Genomic DNA, 22,988 nt, shown 5'->3' with positions numbered 1-22,988 from the left:
TTGACCCAACTATGAATCGTTTTTTGGCCATCGCAGCACTGATATTGTGTGCAGCCAGCTCGGCAACAGCCCAAAAGAAAACCAAATGGTCAGCCGATCAGAAAGAGGTTCTGTCAGTAGTTTTCGACATGTTTGAGGGCATGAGGAAAGCAGACACCACTGGCTACCACAAAATGTTTACCCCCAATGCACAGCTCCATACCGTAATGGACAGAGAAGCGGGAAAAGAAAGCCTCAGGTCAGATGATATGACCAAATTTTTTGAGGCCATGGCTAAACCCAGGGAAATCATCTACGACGAGCCGCTTTGGGACATGAAGGTAGAAATAGATGGCAGACTGGCCCAGGTGTGGACTAAATATGCCTTCTTCGCTGGCGACAAATTTTCCCATTGTGGTGTCGACGCTTTTCTTCTATTCAAAGACAAAGATGGCTACTGGAAGATTTTCGAGCTAGTGGACACAAGGCACTTTGGCGAGGAGAATTGCAACCTTCCGAAGAAGTTTTTGAGGGCACTTTCAGACCTGTAGCATTTATCAAAACGTTTTTTGGCAAAAAAGAACCCTGTTGAAAGATTCAACAGGGTCCCTGAAATTGATAAGCACAAAACAGAAAAGTTATGTCCAGATGACAGTATTCTCTGTTGCGTACCAAGTTTGCAAATTTTCTTCGTATTTCCCTTCTAAAACATTTCTTTTTATACTCATTTTGGGCGTCAGTATGCCATTTTCCATCGTCCATGGCTCTTTCATCACAACCACTTTCCGCACCCTTTCGTAATCCACCAAATCCTTGTTCACCATGTTCATGGTATCCACAAGCGATTTTTCTACCTCAACCCGACTCTTTTTCAGCGCCTTGTCTGAAATAACCACCAATGCCACTGGCTGCGGGAGTCCCCTGCCCAAAACACATATTTGTTCGATGTAACCATTGAGAGAGTAGCCCCATTCGATAGGCCCCGGCACTATATATTCGCCCTTGGCGGTTTTAAAAGTGTCTTTTACCCGCCCTGTTATTTTCAGAAAGCCCTCATCATCAATCTCTCCCATATCGCCTGTATGCAGGAAGCCATTTTTAAGTACCGAAGCCGTCATCGCTGGTTCCTTATAGTACCCCTGCATCAGCCACGGCGCCTGCATAAGTATCTCCCCGGTTTCTTCCTCAATCTTGAGAACGGAGCCACGGTAAGGCTGCCCTACGGTCCCCATTTTTACATTGTCAGGATGCATCAGCGTACAGGCGCCAACATTCTCCGTCATGCCGTACAGCTCAAGCAGTTGAATGCCGAGAGCGTTGTACCACTTATGGAGCGAGGGCGGACAAGGAGCGGCAGCAGTAAGGCAATACTCTGCCTCGTTGAGACCAAGGCCAATCCGAATTTTCTTTTTTACAATTCCTGAAATAATTGGCAGCTTCAATAGAAAATCCAGCCTCGACTGCGGCATTTTTTCCCAAACGCCCATTTGAAACTTGGTCCAAATGCGTGGCACAGCAAAAAACATGGTCGGCTGGGCATTTGAAAGGTTCTTCATGAACGTATCCAGCGACTCAGCAAACGAAATAACCCCGCCACAATGAAGCGCACCCAACTCAATAATCATTCTTTCGGCTACGTGGCACAGCGGAAGGTAAGAGAAGTATCGATGACGCTTGTCTCCAAAATTTATCACATACTTGGCAGCAGCGGCAGTGAACTTCAGTTGTTTGTGATTGTACATCACACCTTTCGGCGAGCCGGTCGTTCCTGAAGTATAAATAATGGTGCACAAATCCATCTCATCCGGAATATCGCTTTCTTTCAGAGGATCATTCTTTGCGATAATGTCCTGCCACTTGTCGTAGTCCTCCACATGGCTTTCAGGCAAAGTCAAGCAAGTGAGTGTTTCAGGGATGCCCTTCTTCATACTGTCCCACTCATCTACTTTTCCAACAAAAAGCAGCTTCACTTCGCTGTGCTCCAGCACCTGGTTCAGCTGCTCCCCTACCAGATTGGGATACAGAGGAACTGAAATATAACCTCCCATCATTATCGCCAGATCGGCAATAATCCAGTGGGAGCAGTTTTTGGAAATCAACCCGACATGGTCTCCTTTGACAAGACCCTGACCCTTTAAATAAGAAGTCATCCTGCGGGCTTCATCCCCCACTTGCTTCCAGGTGTATTCGATCCATTGATCCCCATTGGGTTGCCGTAAAAAAACACGATCGGGTGTCTCTTTTTCCCAATGAAAAAACCATTCCACGAGTGATCTTGGATCATACTTAGACCTGATGTTTTCAGGAATTTCAATTACTTCAGTCGAGGTCATACGGATGCTGTTTCCTGAATTTATGAAAATTGATCTAAAACTTGGAGAATTTTCCATGAAAGTAAGCCCGCAGTAACTTCACGGCGGCAGATCCACTGGCTTCGACTGGCTTGCCCGTCAGCAAAAAGTACGTGTTTAACAACAAAGCTGTACACTCCTGAAAGAAAAGTGTTGCAAAACCGGACACAACAAGCCTTTCTTAAAATTGCAACTTATTGATTATCAAATATTTAAACTTTTTGGCATAGCAATTGGCTAAGATATGGCAGGTCAACAACTCAAAATAATCAGGACATCAAATTTTAAGTGACATGTTACGGCAAATTTTACTCAGTAAGAACGTGTGGGCCAGTCTGGCAATCATACTGGGCCTGACAATACTGTGGGAGGCTAACCAGAATCAACCATCAGCTGATGCTGAGCACAACTCAACCCATCAAGTTGCAAAAAGATGATAACGAAATAGCGGTCGTGAAAGCGATCAAAAAAAGAAAAACTCAAAAATAAATTCTGACTAAGGACTAATCAATCTCTAAACAACCGGGCAGACTACTGTCCGGTTTGTTTTTTTGTAGCCAAACACAAAAAATAACAAGGTTAATAACCCCGAAAGTGTTTATTTTGAGGCAAAATCCTAGCACACAGGATACATGTACATTAGAGATATCTCACATTATATTCCCAGCCAGCGAGTTACGAATCAATACTTCGCCGATCTAAACGGCCTTACAAACGAGTGGATCGTAGAAAGGACTGGCATTTCTGAAAGGCGAAAGGCCGGGGCGGAAGAAAACACAGCGACGATGGCTCTTGAGGCCGTAAAAGCACTCGAAAAACAAGTAGACTTTCCCCTTCAGCAAGTTGATCTGATTGTGGGCGCTTCCTACACTCCGTACGACACCATCGTTACACTTGCCCACAAAACACAGCATTACCTCAACGCAACGAATGCAGCGGTGGTATACATTTCATCGGCCTGCTCTTCATTCCTCAATGCTATGGAGATTGTGGAGGGTTATATGGCGATGGGAAAATCAAAAAATGCGCTGGTTGTCCTTTCCGAGCATAACACGGCCTACCACAACGAGCACGACCACAAGGCAGGGCATCTTTGGGGAGACGGTGCCAGTGCGTTGCTGGTGACCAAAGACAAACCAACTACGCCAAGCTTGACAGTGAAAGAAATTTTTACCAGAGGTGCCGCCCATGTGGGAAGGGGCCTTGAGGGAGTTACTTTGAGGCCTCTCCACGGTGGCATTGAAATGCCCTATGGAAAAGACGTATTTCTAAACGCCTGTTCCTATATGGCATCGGCCACCAGAGACATTATTGAGAGAAATAACTACACACTTGATGATCTTTCTTATCTGGTACCTCACCAGGCCAACCACAGGATAACAAAGAATGTGGCGGAAAACCTGAAGTTATCACCTGAGAAGGCTATTTCAAACGTACAGTACCTTGGCAACACGGGGTGCGCAGGTGCTGCTATTGGCATATCCGAGCACTGGCATGAGTTCAAAAACGAAGACAAAATAGTCGTGACGGTTTTTGGTGGTGGCTACAGCTACGGTGCCATGCTGCTGGTGAAAGAATAGCAGTACGTAAAACCATTTTTAATAGTTGTACTGTACATCACCGGCCTATGCCTGTATCATTTTCGGACAGTCCGCCAGGATAACATACCTGACCTATCACACAAATAACTGTTTTTCAGCTACTTACAAAAGTTGGCACGTCGTTTGGCTATTAACAGGTGTCTGTAATCAGGCAGACACAAAGGTCAAGAACTCAAAATAGAAAATAACAATACGCAAAGTGGATGCTGAACGACAACAACGGAAAAATCTACTCTGCCACGAATCTCAAGGTTAAAATATACTCCTGCGTCTCGGGGTTTTAAGCAGTTACTTAACACCCGCATACTGGCAAAAGGATATAGTTTTTAGTTTACGGTTGGTTGATGGAAAAGGGAGGGCACAAGCCCTTCTTTTTTTTATTCTACTGCCTCGAGCATTTCCTCCTCCACTTCCACCTCGCTGTCAACATAAACCTCGTCTTTTCTCGGACGTCCTTTAAATGTGGTGTCCGGCTTAAATCCATTCTTGTAGCGCCGCTTCCTGATCTTCCAAACCTTGTAGTTGTCTTTGTTTCCGTTCTCAAACTGGAAAGCCATATGTTCAGAAGAACTTACCCACTCCAGGTTGGTCGAGTCGTTATTGCGGGGATTATTATCAAGATGAATAATCATATTGTATTCATCCGGAAGAACATTGATACAATAAGCCTTCGCAACTTCCTTGTGCGGATAAACAGTTCTCCTTTTCCCGTCATCATTGAGAAGGTCCAGGAAAAAACACTTACACGACTTGTTCCATCGTTGCTTCATCACCTTGCCTTTCACCTTCATCATCGTTTGACTTCCCCGGTGAAAAGTCTCACGGTCTTTGCTTCTGATACGACCCCGATTGGATACTTCGTAGTTCGAAAATTCATCGATGGGCTTCCACACCTCTTCTATACGTTCAATTCTTTGAATGCTCATAGCGTGTGTTAGTAAAATCTTAAACTAATGTTGTCTATTTTATAAATACTTCAATAACGACGGCCAATTACCCTCGTTTGAAGAGAATATTTCAAATATAGCATTTTGTTGGTAGGAGAAAATCAAAATAGAGAAAGGTCAAAAAAATATTTTTGAGGTTGAAACACATTACTCTATTCACTGATTATATTTAAAATTATATGTTACATCATTTAATGCTTAAAATATCCATTCATAATGTTTATACACAAAAACATCCTTTATATTGAATGAATAATAGCCATATAAAAAAATAATATTGGCAGCGCAAACGATTGCAAAATTTACTTGTAGGGTCAACACATTAGCAACACCTGCCAATACATTCTGCCAGTCGGTAACGGACGCAAAATCCACAACCTGACGACAAGCCTCCTTCATCTGAGTACTATTTCAAATAGTGCTCTCTGATGAAATAGCCATAAGGAATACCCTACCCAACGGAATGAATAACCTGTCAACAGACTAAGATCTATTCCGTAATGGTACAGGCTATTCCATCTGGCCCTAAAAAGTAAATTTTATACAGATGAAATATGGAGACAGTCTTTCCTATTGTTGATTTTACTACGCAATACTGGCCCAGTAATTTCTTCCTTAAAAAAATAGTTATAATTTACCTAGCACATTCGAGACCCTACATATATACCTACTAAGCACCTTACTATGAGCACGACCAAAGGCCAGGAAACAAAAGCTGTAAAAGCGCTAAAGAAGATTAGCAAAAAGGAAATGAAAGACACCCTTCTTGTGGAGATAGCCTGGGAGGTCCTTAATCAGGTGGGTGGAATATATACAGTAATACGTTCCAAGGTGCCAGCCACGATGCCCAAATGGGGGGATAACTATTGCTTGCTCGGCCCTTACTTTAAGCACCAGGTATCTGCTGAATTTGACCCAATTGATGATTTCTCTGATCCTTTTGGCAAGGCAGTTGTTAAAATGAGGGAAAAGGGATTTGAAGTGCATTATGGCCACTGGCTTGTGACAGGCCGTCCCAAAGCTGTTCTATTTAACCTTGGCAGTATATGGAGCAAGCTTGGTGAAATCAAATACTTGCTGTGGGAACACCACGGCATCACCACACCGGCCGAGGATCACCTGATTGACCAGGTAGTTGCCTTTGGAGAGTGCGTTAAAATCTTCCTCGATGAGCTCTCGCTGGGTACCGCCAAAAAGAAAAAGATCATAGCGCACTTCCACGAATGGATGGCTGCGTCATGCATTCCGGACATCAGAAGGCAAAAAATGCCGATATCCACGGTATTCACCACCCATGCCACCTTGCTGGGGCGCTACCTCGCCATGAACAGCTCCGACTTCTACCAGCACCTGCCTTTCATGGACTGGTCGAAGGAGGCAACCAATTTCAACGTGGAGGCCATCGCCAACTTAGAGAGAGCAGCGGCTCACGGAGCTCAGGTATTCACCACTGTTTCTGACGTTACAGCCCAGGAGTGCAAGTACCTGCTTGGCAGAACGCCCGACGTAATCCTACCCAACGGCATCAACAACCAGCGGTTTGAGGCATTGCACGAATTCCAGAACCTTCACCGGGAGTACAAAGAAAAAATACACCAGTTTGCTATGGCTCACTTCTTCAAGAGCTATACTTTTGACCTGGACAATACGCTGTATTTCTTTACCTCTGGCAGGTATGAATACAAAAACAAAGGGTTTGACCTGGCCCTTGAGGCGCTGGCTCGCCTCAACTGGAGGCTGAAAAATGAAGGCAGCGAAATGACGGTCGTCATGTTTTTCATCACAAAGCAGCCATTCCACAGCATCAACCCCGACATTCTGCACAGCCGGGCTGTGCTCGAAGAGCTTCGCCAAACAACAGACGCTATCAAAAAACAGGTGGGCGAAAGATTGTTCTACTCAGCGGCCTCCAGCAGCGACCATCGACTCCCCATGCTCAACGACTTTGTTGACGACTATTGGAGACTGCGCTACAGAAGGCTTCTGCAAAGCTGGAAAACGGACCAACTACCACCAGTAGTCACTCACAATTTGGTCGACGACGGTGGCGACGACATCCTTAACTTCCTCAGAACATCCAGCCTTCTCAATCATGAGGATGACAGAGTGAAAATTGTGTATCACCCTGATTTTGTAAACTCGACCAACCCGCTGTTTGGCATGGAGTATGGCCAGTTTGTAAGAGGTTGTCACATGGGTGTTTTCCCAAGCTACTACGAGCCCTGGGGCTACACTCCGCTTGAATGTATTGCCAGCGGGGTGCCGGCCATTACGAGCGACCTGGCTGGGTTTGGCGACTATGTATTGCACAATATGAAAGACCATGCCAGCAATGGAATCTATGTGGTAAACCGGCAGAAAAGGAACTTCAATCAGTCGGCCGACCAGCTTGCTTACCAAATGTACAAGTTCATCAATATGAACCGAAGGGAAAGAATCACCTTACGAAACAAGGTGGAGAGCACGTCGGTGTATTTCGACTGGACTACCCTAACGAAGTATTATGATCAAGCCTATCAGCTGGCGCTTGATCGGCTGAAGGCTTAGTCCAAATAAAAAAAGCGTCCTCAAATAAGGGCGCTTTTCCTATCTATTAATGATAATATAAACCTTAACCGATTGAAATTCTCTTGAAAGAAGTGACAGTCAATCCCTTTTGAACACTATCAAGGTATTGAGCAATCGTTTTTGAGTTGTCTTTCACGAACGCCTGGCTAAGCAATGTGCTTTCTTTGAAGAATTTGTTCAGCTTGCCAAGAGCGATTTTCTCTACCATCTCCTCTGGCTTGCCCTCCTGACGAGCAATGTCTTTTCCAATCTCAATTTCTTTTTCAATAACAGCTTTGTCAACACTGTTTTGATCCACTGCAATTGGGTTCATGGCTGCAATCTGCATACCCACGTCACGACCAGCGTCAATCACGTCAGCGCTGTTTCCACCTTTCAGAGCTACCAAAACGCCAAGTTTGCTGCCAGCGTGGATATAAGAAACTACCGTTTCGGCTTCCATCACTTCGTAAGCAGAAATTTCAAGCTTCTCACCAATCTTACCAACAAGCTCTATGATCTTCTCGTCAACTGTAAGATCGCCAGCCTTAAGTGCCTTCAAATCTTCTACCGAAGCTGGAGACTTAGCAAATGCCAGGTCGATGATCGTGTTGCCAAGCTTAACGAATTCTTCGTTTTTAGCAACAAAGTCTGTTTCGCAAGTGAGCGAGATAAGAACTGCCTTTGTATTGCTGTCGTTAGTGCGCACAAAAACGGATCCTTCTGTAGTTTCACGATCAGAGCGGGAAGCAGAAACCTTCTGTCCCTTTTTCCGCAAAATCTCTATTGCTTTTTCGAAGTCACCGTCCGATTCTGTAAGTGCTTTCTTACAATCCATCATGCCGGCGCCAGTCATTTGCCGTAACTTGTTTACGTCTTGTGCAGTGATTGCCATTGTTATTTATCCTTTAATGTTTTTTGAAATGCTTTAAACAAAAATTGAACACCGAAGGATCTCCGATGTTCAATTTTTAAAATCTATCCGTTTCCGGATACACTATTTATAATTTAATCTTTTGATTCTTCTACTGCCTCTACTTCATCTACCCGACGCTTCTCATCTTCGTCTTCTTTAGACTTTGCATCGTCTTTTTCTCTCTTGCGCTCATTGAGACCTTCCTCAATTACTTCAGAGATGTAAGATAAAATTAGTTTCACAGACTTGTAAGCATCATCGTTGCCTGGGATAGGGAAATCAACCTCGTTAGGGTTTGAGTTAGTATCCACAATAGCAAACACAGGAATGTTCAGCTTTTGAGCTTCTTTCACTGCTATGTGCTCACGCTTGATATCCACGATGAAAAGAGCTGCAGGAAGACGAGTAAGGTCAGCGATACCGCCAAGCACTCTTTCCAGCTTTTCTTTTTCACGAGTCACCATCAAACGCTCTCTCTTGGCAAGGCCGGTGAAGCTTTCTTCCTTCATCAACTTGTCAATACCCTGCATTTTCTTCAATGACTTGCGGATAGTAGCAAAGTTTGTAAGCATACCGCCCAACCAGCGCTCAGTAGCATAAGGCATCTTCAGCCTTCTTGCTTCATCAGCCACCAGGTCTTTGGCCTGCTTCTTTGTAGCCACGAACATCACCTTGCGGCCTGAACGTACTACTTGCTTGAGTGCTTTAGACGCTTCTTCGAGGCACACAAGCGTTTTGTTAAGATCGATAATATGGATTCCATTTTTCTCCATGAAAATATATGGAGCCATTTGGGGATCCCACTTTCTCGTTAAGTGTCCGAAATGAACACCAGCGTCTAGTAAGTCCTTGTATTCTAGATTAGCCATTAATTATATATAAAGTATATGAAATACTGATTAACGCTTACTGAACTGGAATCTTCTACGAGCCTTAGCACGACCGTATTTCTTACGTTCAACCATACGAGGGTCTCTGGTAAGGAAGCCTTCCTTCTTCAATGCCGGGCGGAACTCCTCGCTGATTTCGCAAAGTGCCCTGGAAATTGCCAAACGAATCGCTTCTGCCTGACCTTTGATTCCACCACCGTCAACATTGATTTTGATGTCATACTTGCCCGACTCGCTGGTAAGCTCAAGAGGCTGCTGAACAATCAGACGAAGGATTTCTGAAGGGAAGTATTCTTCAAGGCTTCTTTCGTTTACGTTGAAAGTACCTTTTCCGCTCTGAAGATATAGTCTCGCTACGGAGGTCTTTCTTCTGCCTATGGTATTGATTACGTCCATTAACTAATTACTAATATGTTAACTTGATTTCTTTTGGTTGTTGTGCAGCATGAGGGTGCTCAGTGCCTGCATAAACATATAGATTGCGGAATTGCTCTCTGCCCAAGCTATTCTTTGGAAGCATTCCTCTTACTGCCATCTCAACAAGTCTTCTTGGGTCTTTTTCCAACACCATTCTAGGTGAAGCAAAACGCTGACCACCAGGATAACCTGTGTGACGGATGTATGTCTTGTTGTTCATTTTCTTACCGGTAAGGCGAACCTTCTCAGCATTCAAAATGATCACATTATCTCCACAGTCCATATTAGGAGTGTAGCTAGCCTTTGTCTTTCCACGAAGAACATTAGCCACCCGGCTTGAGAAACGACCAAGAATCTGATCAGCAGCGTCAATCACTACCCAGTTCTTCTCAATTTTCGCCTTGCTTAGAGACTGTGTTTTGTAGCTTATCGTATCCATTTATCGAAACAGCTTTAATTTCTTTATTGTGTACAGAATATACCTTGCCCTCAAAAAGGGACACAAAGATAGAAGTATAAAAATTGAATTACAATAATGCCCTGAAAATATTTAAGTTAGCTCCGGCCGCTTGCCAAAATCAACTTCTCAGGGGTCAGCTATTCTTCTCCAACTGCTTGATCAGCACCTCAAAGTCCTTTGGGTATGGTGCCACAGCTCCCACTTTTTTTCCATCGAGGTCTTTGAAGACCAATTCATGAGCGTGCAACGCATAACGCTTGATCAAGGGTTGCTCTTCTTCGAACTTCCCAATATTAAACTTGCGTTTAAGGCTGGACAAGTAAAGCCACTTGCCACCGTATAACTCATCGCAGGCAATAGGCGCTCCGGCATAAGCACAATGCACTCTTACCTGATGCATCCGACCCGTCAGTGGCTTGCAGCTTAACAAGGTGTGGTTGGAAAACGCTTTTATAGAATTCAATATGGTCTCTGATGCCTTACCTTTTCGACTGGGCTTCACCTCACCTTTTCCTGTGGTAAGCAACGGAACAGCCACTTTGTGATCTTCAAACTTGTGGATGCCATCCGTCAGCGCATGATATATTTTATACACCTTCCTTTTTTCAAACTGGATGGCCAGGCTTCTATAAGCCTCGGGGTTTTTAGCGATAGCGATTACTCCCGATGTGTTTTTGTCGAGCCGGTGCGCTACCTGAGCATCGGTCACGTAGCCTCTTGCCAAATCGAGTACATTGCGTTCGCTCTGCCTGTCCATGAGGGTAGAAAGAAAAGGAGGCTTGTTTACCAGCAGGTAGTTCTCATTTTCAAACAAAATCCAGTCTTCAAATTTCTCTTTCTTCATGAACCAAAACTAATTCCGGCCACAAAGCTATCACACAAAGAGCAAAATCCCTCCAATGGTTGAATTAAGGTTGCCAATAGCTGATATTTATCCTTCCTTGTTGAAAAGAACCCAATATGAAAAGATCAACCTTCCTGTTTCTTACCGCATTGCTCTGCCAGCAGGCTTTCTGCCAGCAAAATGAGATTCTGGCAAAAGTGGAAGCGGCCTACGACAACTTCGCCGAGAAAAGCATCTCAGTAAGGCGGTTCAAACACAGCGATGTGGAGCCACTGCTTTTGAACCTCAAAACGAAACAAGGCTTCGCTGTCACCAAAGCAGGTGAGAGCATAGAGGGCCGGAGCATCTATTTGGTGAAAGCCGGTACGGGTTCTGTAAAAGTTTTGCTTTGGTCGCAAATGCACGGTGATGAAACAACCGCTACGAGGGTGCTGCTCGACCTTTTCAACTTCCTTTCTGACAAAAGCACATTTGCCAAAGAAAAGGAGGTCTTATTAAAAGGCGTCACTTTGTACTTCATTCCCATGCTCAATCCTGATGGGGCGGAGCAGTTTCAAAGAAGAAATGCCCTGGGTATTGACATCAACAGAGATGCCGTAAGGCTACAGTCGCCGGAAGCAAGGTTATTAAAGCATGTCAGAGACAGCCTGAATCCTGATTTCGGCTTCAACCTACACGACCAGAATTCGGCAACCAGCGCTGGCAGCACAGGAAAGCCAGCGTCTCTATCTTTTTTGGCACCCGCCTATAACGAAGCAAAAGACATTAATGCGTCAAGAAAGGCCGCCCTGCAAGTCGTGGTCAAACTCAACAACCTGGTTCAAAACTACATGCCCGGCCACACTGCCAGGTACGACGACACTTTTGAGCCCAGGGCCTTTGGCGACAACATCCAGAAATGGGGCACCAGCACAATCCTTATCGAATGTGGCGCTTACCCTAACGACCCTGAAAAGCAAATGATCAGAAAAGTACATTTTCTCGCCCTGCTGGGCACCCTGCAAAGCATAGCCGATGGGAGTTATAAAAAGCTTGATAGCAACGACTATTTCAAAATACCTGAAAACGGACGGTACTACGTAGACCTGCTGGTTAAAAATGGGCAGCTAGCGCTTGATAGCAGTTGGTATACCATGGATTTAGCCATACGCCTCAGGGAAAACACCCGTGAAGACCTTAGAACCTACGACGTGGCGGGCTATATTGAAGATGTTGGCGATATGTCGGTCTATTTTGGTTACGACGAAATTGATGCGACCGGAATGACGATCGTGCCAGGGAAAGTTTACCCGGATGTTTTCGATACCATGGATGCCATTCCAGTTGACAACATTGACAACTGGCTGCAGGAAGGGTACACTTATGTGAAGGTGAGGAAGCCAGTCGGGAGATATGTTGACTTGCCTGTCAATGTTATCGGCGCTTACCAAACGCCTGATGAAAGCATCTCATTTGGCGATCCAGCCACATTCATCGTCACAAAAGACGGAAAGGTGATGTTCACGGTGGTAAATGGAATGGTTTACAATCCGACTGCTAACAACAAGGGGGTAAAGAACGGAGTGGTGGTCAGGTAAAACAAAATATGCTCTTTTGGGCCCTTGCGTAATTGATGCTAGGCTAGGCACCCTCAATCACTACATTGAACTATTTCAATTTTTTCGTAAAAAAATTAAGAATTTCATAAAACTACGTAACCAGCACTAATCTCCTCTCTACTCACATAGCCTTTCCATTAAGAATCACTATTTTTGGAAGCCCTAATTTACACTTGGTCGGCTCAAGCCAAATAAAAGGCTATGCCGGCATAAAAATTATACTTTATGAGAGACGTGCTGGAACAGGTAAGGATTGAACTTGGCAAGCCTTACGAAGACCTGACCTTTTTGCTGGAAGCCCTTAAGGATTCATTATCCGAAAACGGTGAAGAAGCCATTGCTTCCAAAATTCCCTGGATCAACAAAATAAACTTTAGCAATACCGACCAGCTTAGCGAAAAGGAGATTCAGCTTTACTCACTGGTGTTTCAAATAGTGAACATGGTTGAAGTAAATGCCGCTGTGCAAAGCCGCAGGCATTTGGAAGACCAGTCGCTGCCAAGTATCAGTGGTTTGTGGGCCAAAAATTTACAATCGCTCAAGGAGGCTGGGGTCAGCCCAAAAGACATTGCCAGCAAACTGGCCGAGATTTCAATTGAGCCGGTGCTCACGGCACACCCAACGGAAGCCAAGCGTGCATCTGTACTCGAGCACCACAGGGAGCTTTACCTTCTCATTGTGCAGCGGGAAAACCAGATGTACACCAAAAAGGAGAAGGACAATATCAGACATAATATAAAGCTGGTACTGTACCGCCTTTGGAAAACCGGGGAGATTTATGTGGAGAAGCCGGACGTAGCCTCTGAGTTAAGAAACATCCTGCACTACCTGGTAAATGTGTTCCCTGACGTGATACCGGTGCTTGACCGCCGCATGATACAAGCCTGGGATGACGCAGGGTTTGACAGGTCTCTTCTCCTCAACAATTCCGCCTTTCCGAAGATCAGCTTCGGTGACTGGGTTGGCGGAGACAGAGATGGTCACCCACTGGTAACTGCCCAGGTGACCGCCGAAACCCTGCAAACCCTTAGGCTCAACGCCATCGTGGTGGTGCGCCGCCGGTTACTGATGCTCGTAAAGCACCTCAGTCTGGCATGCGATATTGATAAAGTATACCCGCCCCTAAGAGAGAGGGCCTACCACCTGATGCATGAATTGGGTGAAAAAGGAATTGAAGCTTTGCAGCGCAATAAAGGTGAAGCATTTCGCCAGTTCGTCAATATTCTGATGGCCCGACTGCCCATTGACACAAAAAGGGGTCACGCCACTGAACTACAAGAATTCAAGGGCGCCTATGCTGGCTCAAAAGAGCTCATTGACGATCTTACCATTTTAAAAGATGCCCTCATAGACTATGGTGCCAAATCCATTGCCTTTGATGAGGTAATAGGAGCCATTAGGATCGTAGAAACATTTGGCCTTCACCTGGCCCGCCTCGACATACGCCAAAACAGTGCATTTCACGACAAGGCTATTTCTCAGCTGATGGACGCCGCTGGCCTGAAAGGGGCTGACTACCTGCAGTGGAATGAAGAAGAGAGACTGGCGTTTCTGAACAAAGAGTTAGCCTCCAACCGGCCCTTTGCCAACAAAAATGTTCCACTGGGTGAAAACGCCCAGGCGGTGGTAGACTGCCTCAAGGTAGTAGAACAGCATATTTCAAAGTACGGCACAGAAGGCATCGGCTCACTCATTGTCAGCATGACCAGGAGTGTCTCCGATTTGCTCGCCGTTTATCTGCTAGCGAGAGAAGCCGGGCTAACAACCCAATCGGAAGAAGGGCTCGTTTGCATTTTGCCGGTGGTTCCATTGCTTGAAACGATCGAAGACCTTGAAAACGGTGGTCAGATTTTAAAAGGCTTTTTAGAGCATCCTTTCACCAAAAGAAGCATTGAATACATAAAAACTAAGAACCAGGCCAGCTCGCTCTTCCAGCAGGTGATGGTAGGATACAGCGACAGTAACAAAGATGGCGGCATCATGGCCAGCCAGTGGAACCTATACAAAGCACAGTCTCGGTTGAGCCAAATTGGACGTGATCTGGGCGTGAAAATTGTGTTCTTCCACGGCAAAGGCGGCTCAATCAGCCGTGGCGCAGGCCCGACGCACTACTTCGTTAATGCCCTTCCGCATTCTTCTCTTCAGGGAGCCATCCGGCTGACCGAACAGGGTGAAACCATTGCGCAAAAGTATGCCAACAAGGTAAACGCCGAATACAACCTGGAACTGTTGGTTGCCAGCACTGCCGCCCGAACTATTTTGGACGGCGTGACCGAAAGAAAGTATCACCCTATGGCGGAAATTCTTGAGAAGCTCGCCAACGAAAGCAAAGGCTACTATGAGAAGCTAATGCACGAAGAAGGCTTCATACAGTTTTTCAGAGAAGCTACCCCCATCGATGCTATCGAATCCAGTAAAATTGGTTCAAGGCCTGCGAGAAGGTCCGGCGCCAAGTCATTGGAGGATCTGAGAGCCATTCCGTGGGTATTTAGCTGGAGCCAGTCGAGGTATAATATGACCAGCTGGTTTGGTGTTGGTTCTACTCTGCAAAATTTGAGAGACAATCAGCCCGAAATTTATGCGGAGTTCAAGAAGGCTATCAAGTTTGATCCTCTCATTCGTTATGTTTTCACCAACATCGACACCAGCCTTGCCTCCACCGACGAATTGATCATGAAGGAGTATGCGTCGCTGGTAACTGATGACAAAGTGAGAGACAAATTCCTCAACATCTTTATTACGGAGCTAAAGAAAACAAGTGAAGCGCTTGAAGGTCTTCTGGGAAGGCCAATGAAGGAAAGGCGGAGAAACCACTACTACTCCAGTCTTTTGAGGGCATCCCTGATGGACAACCTTCACAAGACCCAGGTGAGCTTGCTTAAAAAGTGGCGCAAAGAGAAAGAAGAAGGGTCTGACAAGACTGAGGTAACACTTACTCATTTGCTCATTACTATCAATGCAATAGCAAGTGCTATGCGAAACACCGGTTGATGAATTGATTTGAATTGCGCCTGAAAAGTGTCATATTTCTTAATATTTCGCTTTCAGGCCATGAATCGTCTCAAACTCAACATGTTTATCTCTGCATTTATCGCCATGACATTGTCTGGCTGTTATATGCAAAACGCCCCGGTTCATTTGGGGCAAAAGATAAGCGGCGTGTCGCTGGTGGCAGGCAGGGAAGTAAGCACTGAAGAAGAACTTGAGCACCTCGACAGCGTTGGTGCCAAATGGGTTGCTATTATTCCCTTTGCCTTTGCCCCCGGGCACTCTCCTGAGCTGCACTTCAATCACTCCCGTCAGTGGGGTGGCGAAACAACCAATGGCGTGGGCCAACAGATTGTGGCTGCCCATAGCAAAGGCCTTAAAGTAATGGTGAAACCGCATGTTTGGGTGAGAGGCGACGGCTGGGCAGGCGATTTCGTACTTCAAACAGAGGCAGAGTGGGCGACATGGGAAGAAAACTATCTGAGCTACATCATGACATATCTGAAAGTAGCCGACTCATTGAACGCCGAAATTTTTTGTATTGGCACTGAATTCAATCAGGCCATCATACACCGCCCTGATTTTTGGGTGAAACTTGCTACCACGTGCCGGGCGAACTTCAAAGGCAAACTGACCTACGCTGCCAACTGGGACAACTATATGGAGGTAAGCTGCTGGGAACAGGTGGACTACATTGGCATTGATGCATACTTCCCAATCAGCGACGAAAAAACACCTTCAGTAAAACAGCTGAAGAAAAATTGGGCGGAGCCGAAAAAGTCACTAGAAAAGCTTTCTCAAAAATTTAACCGCCCCGTTCTGTTCACTGAATATGGCTACCGCAGCGCTGACTATGCAGCAGCTAAACATTGGGAATTGAACGAAAAAGAACAGCCGCTAAACCTGCAGGCCCAAAGCAATACGTATGAAGCGCTCTTCCAGTCTTTCTGGGACGAGCCATGGTTTTCTGGTGGGTTTCTTTGGAAATGGTATCCTGACCACCCTAAGGCTGGCGGAATGGAGAACAACGACTATACGCCACAAAACAAGCCTGCAGAAGTTGTTATCAAAAAGTGGTATGGCCGGGATGCAAATATTCCGCAAGCTGGCAACTAGTCCATTGCTTTTGCTTTGGGGCTCGCCATGGCCAACACCTTGAACATCCACTTGGCCAACGGCTTGTTTCCCTTTCGCTTCGTGAGATCCAAAAACCAACCATATTTCTTCATGATAGGGATTTTGTGAGTTTCTACCAACTCTATCAGGGCTCCGTCCGGATCTTCCACATAGGCGAACCGACCTCCGGCTTCTCCCATGGCAAAAGTGCCCTTGCTGTCAATGGTAAATTTGTGGCCAGCTTTGTTCAGCACCTTCTGAAGAGGCTCCATATCCAGCACATCGAAGCAAAGGTGGATGAATCCACAGTCGCCCCAATATCTCGTATCGTCAAAAATTCTTTTTCCTGCTTTGTCTTTCCTTTCAACAAGCTCAAGCTCTATCCCTCCCAGTAGCTGGCTAAAGGCCCCCACTTGTCCGGGAGTTTTGCTCAACACCAGTCGCCGGACAGCCGGTGAGCCAGCATCGACGAACTTGTCTCCCTTGGCCTCTTCATCGAACACTACTCCTGACTTGCCAAGCAGCGTTTGGTAAAATGGCAGCGATTTGTCCACTGACGAAACTCCTATAACGGCTCCGAAGATGCCGCCAGTGAGGTTGCCATTCTCGCCAAACCACCCTTCTGAAATCTCAACAACCTGAAATATGTTGCCCATTGGATCCTTTACCCACGCATACCCTCTCCCTTTAGCGTCTGTCAGAATCTCTGACACCTCCGCTTTGGCGCTTTGAGCAAGTGCTACAAATGATTTAATGTTTCGGGTTTTGATCTTTAGAGCGAACAGACCGAGGTCACCATACACAGGGTTAAAAGAGCAGCTGCCGGGTGTTCTGCTTGTAAACTGCCAAATTTCCGCACCACCGCCGCCGGCCATGTTCAAGGCCAGCACAGCCCTCCTGGAGTGCACCTCTCCGCCGGTGTAGGGCGTCATAAGTGCTGCCTCAGCCCTGTCGTCGAAGATGGCGACAGACAAGCCGAACATTTTGCTGTACCATGGCCAGTATTTATCAATATCCGGCACACCTATGCCTGCCTGCTGAACTCCAGTAATGTAACTTTCCATAGAACCTATTGATCAGTCTTGAGTAGTTTTTTATAAAGGCTTGTCAGCCTATGCTGAGAAGCGCCCCAAAAATACAAGCTAAAAACTAAAAAGTTAGCAAATTGAACCCGAAGGTAGCTATTGGTGTCATATTTTCTTGCTGACACTACTATCTCCCTGGGCATGATGCGGAAGCTGCTTTTCTTCTTTATCCGTTCTATGATGTCATAGTCCTCCATGATAAGATAGTGTTCCTGAAAGCCTCCCAAATTCCGAAAAAGCTCTTTTGTGACAAAAAGCGTTTGATCACCACCCCGACACCAAAGAAATGGGAACCTTGTAAAAAAAGCATTGATTCTAAGCGACAAATTGTTCGAATTGAAGCGGTAGCGATAACAGCCGCTTTCGTAACCCAGTGAGAGCGATTGAAAAATATCGGTCATATAGTCGGGCTCAACAACAACGTCGGCATGCACAAAGTAGAACACATCGCCACCGGCTTTTTCAGCACCAAGGTTCATTTGCACCGATCGCTGCCTGACAGCGGCTTTAACCACCACCGCCCCGGCAGCCGCAGCTAATCGAGCTGTGTCGTCACTGCTACCTCCATCCACAACAATTATTTCCCTGCTTTCGTCATCGCCGTGCCTTTTCAGGCTTTCAATCAGGCGAACGATATTCTGCTCTTCATTGTAGGTTGGAATGATTACGCTGATTGTCATTGATGCGTTGGGTCGTTCGTGTCAGTTTCTCCATTTGAAACCTGCCGGGCTTCCGTTTGTTCTCACCAGCGCTTACAAGCTCCATCCAGCAGGTGTCCTCAGACTTGTGCCAGTATAGCGGCTTCAAAAGCAACACCCAAAAATTAACTGACTATTTTTCTGTAGCGGCACAGCTACTACTCATCCTCATCCGGTGAGTCATCCCGAAGAACTTCTATTTCCTCCATGTCGCTCTTGCGAAGTTTAAAAAAGAAAGTTGAGCCTTTGCCCACCGTGCTGGTAACGCTGACTTTACTGCCATGGGCTTCGATAATGTGCTTGACGATGGCAAGCCCCAAACCAGTCCCCCCTTTTTCTTTCGACCGGCTCTTTTCCACTCTATAAAACCGTTCGAACACCCGTTTCAAGTCTTCAGGAGGTATTCCACGCCCGGTATCTTTGACGAATATAGTTACATCATGCTTTCCCTCTTCGAAATCGATCTCCACCATACCTTCATCCTTGGTATACTTGATGCCATTAGAAATGAGGTTAGTCAGCACCTGATAAATTCTCTGAAAATCGGCATGAACATAAATCGGGGCCTTCCCTGCCTTCGTATAGCTAAGCTTGATTTTCTTCTTCTCGGCTTTCTCTTCGAACTGTTCAATAATTTCCTCTGTGAGCTCCCGAACATCAAAATCTTCAAAATGCATTTTTATTTCACCGGTCTCCATTTGAGAAATGGTTAACAGGTCGTGCACCAGAATATCCAGACCATCAAGGCTCTTGGCGGCTTTTTTCAGGAACTTGATCCTAACAGACTTGTCTTCAACCGCCCCATCCAAAAGTGTATGCACAAATCCCTGAGCAGCAAAAATGGGTGTCTTCAGCTCGTGGGAAACATCGGCAAGAAACTCCCTTCTGAAAGCCTCCATCTTCTTCAACTCATCGATCTCCCGCTGCTTGATTTTTGCGTAGGAATAAATCTCTTCATTGATTCTCTTGAGCGGGCTGAGGGGATTTGAAGAGGGATCATCTACTTCAGTGAAATCTTTTTTCCTTATGTTTTCAAAAGCCTCATTAATGCCATTGATTTCCTTAAAAAAAAGAAATTCCAGCACGACGCTGATCAACAGATAAGAAGACGAAAACGAAAGCCCAAATGCGACAAAGAGAGCTGTGACGGTTACCTGAGGCAGCAGGTACAAAAAAGCAGTAGTAATAACGGATATGGAAACAGATAGCAGCAGCGCAAGGGCCCGGGAGTTAAGCAACATAAAAGCTTAGTTAGCCTCAAACTTATATCCAACGCCTTTCACGGTAGATATATATCCTTCCCCTATTTTCTCTCTGACTTTTCTGATATGCACATCGACTGTGCGTGCCAACACATATACGTCGGTGCCCCATATGTTCTGCAACAGATCATCCCGGCTGAACACCTTTCCAGGGTTTTGGGCAAGAAAGTATAGCAACTCAAATTCCTTTTTGGGAAGGTTGATCTTGTCCTCCCCAATAGTGGCAGTGTAGCTTGTCCGGTCAATACTTAAATCCCCTGCCGACACCTGGTTGATGTCCTTCTTCTTTTTAGAGTCTCGTCTGAACAAGGCGTTTATCCTGCTCATTAAAGCCCTCGGCTTAATCGGCTTTGTTATATAATCGTCGGCTCCGATATCAAAAGCCGCTACTTCCGAGTATTCTTCAGACCGTGCTGTTAGAAAAATAACGAAAGAGTTATTGAGCTCTGGTATCTCTCTTAGCTGCCTGCATGTTTCCACACCGTCCTGATGAGGCATCATTATGTCCAGCAGAATGAGGTCGGGATGGTAGGTTTTGGCAATTTCAACAGCCTTTCTACCATCGAGCGACGTCTTGACGTCATAACCTTCTTTGGCAAGGTTGTACTTTAGCAGCTCTAATATGTCAGCTTCATCGTCTACTACCAGTACCTTTTGTGATTGCTTATTTCCCATTGTTCACCGGGGATTACGATAATTTAAAAACCAGGTCTTAGTGCTGTATTTTTTGTTACTCAACCGATAAAAACCAGCTACGAATACTAAAGACGGCTTAAAAGTAGACAATAAAGAACTGAATGTAAAAGCGGTAACAATTTGTTAATACTACTCCTGAACGACCGCCAGCCTAGACTTAATATTCTTTGCGTCGGTGATATCAATGTCTACCGAACCCACTAAAAACATCTTAGCTCTCACTTTGAGCGGAATCTTATTCGCATCGTCAGACATCCATAGCAAGATAGCATCTTCCCCTTCAAAAATACTGTTTTCTGGCATAACAGGTGCAAAAACCAATGAGTTGATCTTGCCGAGTTTGGTCTTCAGCACTTCACGCCTTACAAACCTGATTTTCATATCGAAAAGTTCTTTGTCGAAAAAAGCTTTTACCTGGAGCGTATCGTTGGGTTGAGTTTTTGAAAAGTCAAGCGTCCGGATGTAGTAGTAACCACTTACCAGGTCCTGGATATTGGACGGTATGTCGTACATTTTAGTTTCCTTCGGCTTAAAGGTATGCTTGTCCAGCGTGGTCACTTTGGCCTTTTCCCCCTGGTGATCAAAATCAACTATTTCATACTTCCTATACTTTCCTTCCTGGATATTCCTGTAAAACTGGTGCGGCACCAGAGAGGCGGTGTCATAATAAGTGCCCCAGTTGTCCTTTACGCTATACAGAAAATCGGCCAGGCCTGTAGTTTTTCCGTAGACGTCGATGCGGTAGCAGGGTCTCCCGTTCCGCCTTTCAATATCCGGCAGAATGCTCATGGTAGCTTCACCGGCAGTCAGCATGCCAATGTGCAGTCTGTATTCCAAAAGCTCACCCTTTTTGAAACTTCGGTTACTAAGGGTTCTAAATGCACGATCACCAGCGTACTGACCGAACGCTGAAAAAATTCCTGCGAGTGCTATTAACCCACCTATTTTTGTCAGTATATTTTTCATAACGAAGGATATACTCCTTTTAAATAAGTCACATATGCCCTAAGGTCACCCCCAAACCTCTCCTCTAATTCGTTTTCGAAGCTGGTCATTTTGCCACGGTACCTCAGGTATGACATAAAGAAGGTATTATTGGGCAACCTGTTTTCAGTCTTCCACTGAAAAGGCTTTCTTTCTTTGAAGCGCAGGGTGTCCAGGTTTTTCATTATGTCATAAATCATGTCCTTTTTTTGCTCACTTTTCAGGGCAACAGACATTGATTCGTCCATAGTTGTATATAAGCTATCCAATTTTCGTGCCCCATTCAAATAGTGACGGTAGATCTTTTCATAATCGACCTCCGAGTTTACATACGACGTGAGTTCAGCTGAGTTTTGTCCGAACCGGTTCTTTAAGAACTGAATGGCACCCATTCTTCCCACAAAGCTGGCCAGGTTCTCATTAAACTCAACGCTGTCTTTCACGTAAAGCGTGCCGTGTGTAAGCTCATGAATGATCAATTCAGCCAGATCACCTTCTGATCTCTCCAGCATTTTACTCAAAATCGGATCCTTAAACCAGCCCAGGGTAGACCAACCGCTTACCATGCCGATATGCGTGTCGTAGCCAGCCGAGTCCAGCCTCGCCCTTTCAAGCTTCGCCTTTTCCAGGTCAAAGTATCCCTTGTAGGGAAACGACCCCAGAAACGGAAACTTCCAGCGATATGGCACCAGTGCAAACGGCTCTGCGGCGGTTACGTTCCAGAGTAAATTTTCGCCCTTCTGATTGTACATCGTCGTATAGTTGTCAGAAGGGGAAATACCCAGAGAGTCAACCGCAAAAGACCTTATCTCCTGAATGAGCCTTAGCTTGGCCTTTAAAGAGTCCGGGAAGTCGGGTGACTCAAGAAATTCCCCAATTGGTTGCGCTTCCCACAAGATCTCTAACTGACCTTTGCCCTGCATCCACCCATAACTAACCAAATCTCTATAGTAGATCAATACTGCTACCAAAAGCAGAACAATCGTTAAAACAATCTTTTTCTTCACGATTCCAATTTAGCTCTTCAACACCTAACGACGAAAAATATTGTACAGGAAGCAAATCGCCGAACCATTTAGAGCGCCGAGCGTATAATACCTTGTAAAACATAGTACTAATCATTACCTTGTCTATATGAAGTCTCCTGAACAATTTCAAAGGCACAATAAGATCATCGGAAAAATTCTGATTGTCGTATCACTTCTGCACCTTGTGTTCTCAGCTTTTATGTACAATGCTGTCTATTTTTTCGACAGCTGGGAAATATTTAGTGACATCCATATAGGTGGGCTTACTTTCAGACATCCCGCTGCCCTTATGTATGCCTTCCCGTTTTTCTATGTTGGGCTGGCCATTATCGAGTTTATCCTGGCTGCCGGCATACTGGCCAACCAAAAATGGGCACAAAAAGCGTCGATGGCACCTGCGGTTTTCTACTTCTTCAATTTTCCGCTGGGCACTGCATTTTGTATCTATATCTTCCTCACTTTCTGGGAAACACCCACAGCCGCTGAGATGGAAGTCAGTCAAAAGGCGGAAGAGAATAGCTGAAGGCTATTGTTGTGTGACAGGGTAAATCTGCCCGTGATAGCGTTGGTATTTGAGGCGA

Annotated in this window: 20 protein-coding genes; 7 read left to right on the top strand and 13 right to left on the bottom strand. The window is 45.5% G+C overall.

The window, feature by feature from the left end:
* Positions 1–11 precede the first annotated feature (11 nt).
* Positions 12–530 (top strand): Cif family virulence factor, encoded by a 519-nt coding sequence (locus tag RT717_RS27750; protein WP_317489560.1) that lies wholly within the window; start codon positions 12–14, stop codon positions 528–530.
* Positions 531–617: 87 nt separating this feature from the next.
* Here RT717_RS27750 and RT717_RS27745 read toward each other — a convergent pair whose 3' ends face one another.
* Positions 618–2,312, bottom strand: a complete 1,695-nt coding sequence (locus tag RT717_RS27745; protein WP_317489559.1) for an AMP-binding protein — start codon at positions 2,310–2,312, stop codon at positions 618–620.
* Positions 2,313–2,962: 650 nt separating this feature from the next.
* Between RT717_RS27745 and RT717_RS27740 the strand changes: the two genes are divergently transcribed.
* A complete protein-coding gene (locus RT717_RS27740) occupies positions 2,963–3,910 on the top strand; it encodes a 3-oxoacyl-ACP synthase III family protein (RefSeq protein WP_317489558.1) in 948 nt (315 codons plus the stop codon).
* Between the two features lie 398 nt (positions 3,911–4,308).
* Here RT717_RS27740 and RT717_RS27735 read toward each other — a convergent pair whose 3' ends face one another.
* The gene (locus RT717_RS27735; protein WP_151996384.1) at positions 4,309–4,857 is read right to left on the bottom strand and encodes an NUMOD4 domain-containing protein; all 549 of its coding nucleotides are present in this window, start codon (positions 4,855–4,857) and stop codon (positions 4,309–4,311) included.
* 705 nt (positions 4,858–5,562) lie between these two features.
* Here RT717_RS27735 and RT717_RS27730 point away from each other — a divergent pair.
* Entirely contained in the window at positions 5,563–7,425 is a 1,863-nt protein-coding gene (locus RT717_RS27730) for a glycosyltransferase (RefSeq protein ID WP_317489557.1), read from the top strand.
* Positions 7,426–7,489: 64 nt separating this feature from the next.
* Here RT717_RS27730 and tsf read toward each other — a convergent pair whose 3' ends face one another.
* The 5 genes from tsf to RT717_RS27705 all read right to left on the bottom strand — a co-directional run bounded on the left by tsf (position 7,490) and on the right by RT717_RS27705 (position 10,952).
* On the bottom strand, positions 7,490–8,320 hold the full coding sequence (gene tsf, locus RT717_RS27725) for a translation elongation factor Ts (RefSeq protein ID WP_317489556.1): 831 nt from the start codon (positions 8,318–8,320) through the stop codon (positions 7,490–7,492).
* A 113-nt stretch (positions 8,321–8,433) separates the two neighbouring features.
* Complete coding sequence (gene rpsB, locus RT717_RS27720; protein ID WP_151996381.1) at positions 8,434–9,210, bottom strand: 30S ribosomal protein S2; 777 nt, start codon at positions 9,208–9,210, stop codon at positions 8,434–8,436.
* 30 nt (positions 9,211–9,240) lie between these two features.
* Complete coding sequence (gene rpsI / locus RT717_RS27715) at positions 9,241–9,627, bottom strand: 30S ribosomal protein S9 (RefSeq protein WP_151996380.1); 387 nt, start codon at positions 9,625–9,627, stop codon at positions 9,241–9,243.
* Between the two features lie 10 nt (positions 9,628–9,637).
* Positions 9,638–10,087, bottom strand: a complete 450-nt coding sequence (gene rplM / locus RT717_RS27710) for a 50S ribosomal protein L13 (RefSeq protein ID WP_317489555.1) — start codon at positions 10,085–10,087, stop codon at positions 9,638–9,640.
* A 154-nt stretch (positions 10,088–10,241) separates the two neighbouring features.
* Positions 10,242–10,952, bottom strand: coding sequence for an RluA family pseudouridine synthase (locus RT717_RS27705; RefSeq protein WP_151996378.1), 711 nt, complete (start codon positions 10,950–10,952; stop codon positions 10,242–10,244).
* A 116-nt stretch (positions 10,953–11,068) separates the two neighbouring features.
* On the opposite strand from RT717_RS27705, the gene RT717_RS27700 reads away from it, so the two are divergent.
* The 3 genes from RT717_RS27700 (at position 11,069) to RT717_RS27690 (ending at position 16,654) form a co-directional block, all read left to right on the top strand.
* Entirely contained in the window at positions 11,069–12,529 is a 1,461-nt protein-coding gene (locus tag RT717_RS27700; protein ID WP_317489554.1) for a M14 family metallopeptidase, read from the top strand.
* Positions 12,530–12,775: 246 nt separating this feature from the next.
* Complete coding sequence (locus RT717_RS27695; protein WP_317489553.1) at positions 12,776–15,541, top strand: phosphoenolpyruvate carboxylase; 2,766 nt, start codon at positions 12,776–12,778, stop codon at positions 15,539–15,541.
* A 60-nt stretch (positions 15,542–15,601) separates the two neighbouring features.
* Positions 15,602–16,654, top strand: a complete 1,053-nt coding sequence (locus RT717_RS27690) for a glycoside hydrolase family 113 (protein WP_317489552.1) — start codon at positions 15,602–15,604, stop codon at positions 16,652–16,654.
* Here the strand turns inward: RT717_RS27690 and RT717_RS27685 are convergent.
* The 6 genes from RT717_RS27685 to RT717_RS27660 form a co-directional block, all read right to left on the bottom strand.
* Positions 16,651–17,718 (bottom strand): VOC family protein, encoded by a 1,068-nt coding sequence (locus tag RT717_RS27685; RefSeq protein ID WP_317489551.1) that lies wholly within the window; start codon positions 17,716–17,718, stop codon positions 16,651–16,653. The two genes, RT717_RS27690 and RT717_RS27685, sit on opposite strands and share 4 nt — an antisense overlap.
* Before the next feature lie 5 nt (positions 17,719–17,723).
* Positions 17,724–18,419, bottom strand: a complete 696-nt coding sequence (locus RT717_RS27680; RefSeq protein WP_317489550.1) for a TIGR04283 family arsenosugar biosynthesis glycosyltransferase — start codon at positions 18,417–18,419, stop codon at positions 17,724–17,726.
* A 176-nt stretch (positions 18,420–18,595) separates the two neighbouring features.
* Complete coding sequence (locus RT717_RS27675; RefSeq protein WP_317489549.1) at positions 18,596–19,678, bottom strand: sensor histidine kinase; 1,083 nt, start codon at positions 19,676–19,678, stop codon at positions 18,596–18,598.
* 6 nt (positions 19,679–19,684) lie between these two features.
* A complete protein-coding gene (locus RT717_RS27670; protein WP_317489548.1) occupies positions 19,685–20,374 on the bottom strand; it encodes a response regulator transcription factor in 690 nt (229 codons plus the stop codon).
* 150 nt (positions 20,375–20,524) lie between these two features.
* Positions 20,525–21,361, bottom strand: coding sequence for a DUF3108 domain-containing protein (locus RT717_RS27665; protein ID WP_317489547.1), 837 nt, complete (start codon positions 21,359–21,361; stop codon positions 20,525–20,527).
* On the bottom strand, positions 21,358–22,386 hold the full coding sequence (locus RT717_RS27660; protein WP_317489546.1) for an aminopeptidase: 1,029 nt from the start codon (positions 22,384–22,386) through the stop codon (positions 21,358–21,360). The genes RT717_RS27665 and RT717_RS27660 overlap by 4 nt, the downstream gene beginning before the upstream one ends.
* Positions 22,387–22,513: 127 nt before the next feature.
* Here RT717_RS27660 and RT717_RS27655 point away from each other — a divergent pair, with 127 nt between their 5' ends.
* Positions 22,514–22,930 (top strand): hypothetical protein, encoded by a 417-nt coding sequence (locus RT717_RS27655; protein WP_317489545.1) that lies wholly within the window; start codon positions 22,514–22,516, stop codon positions 22,928–22,930.
* Positions 22,931–22,988 lie beyond the last annotated feature (58 nt).

The organism is Imperialibacter roseus (assembly GCF_032999765.1).
GTDB lineage: Bacteria > Bacteroidota > Bacteroidia > Cytophagales > Cyclobacteriaceae > Imperialibacter > Imperialibacter roseus.
This window is presented reverse-complemented; position numbering and strand designations above follow the sequence as displayed.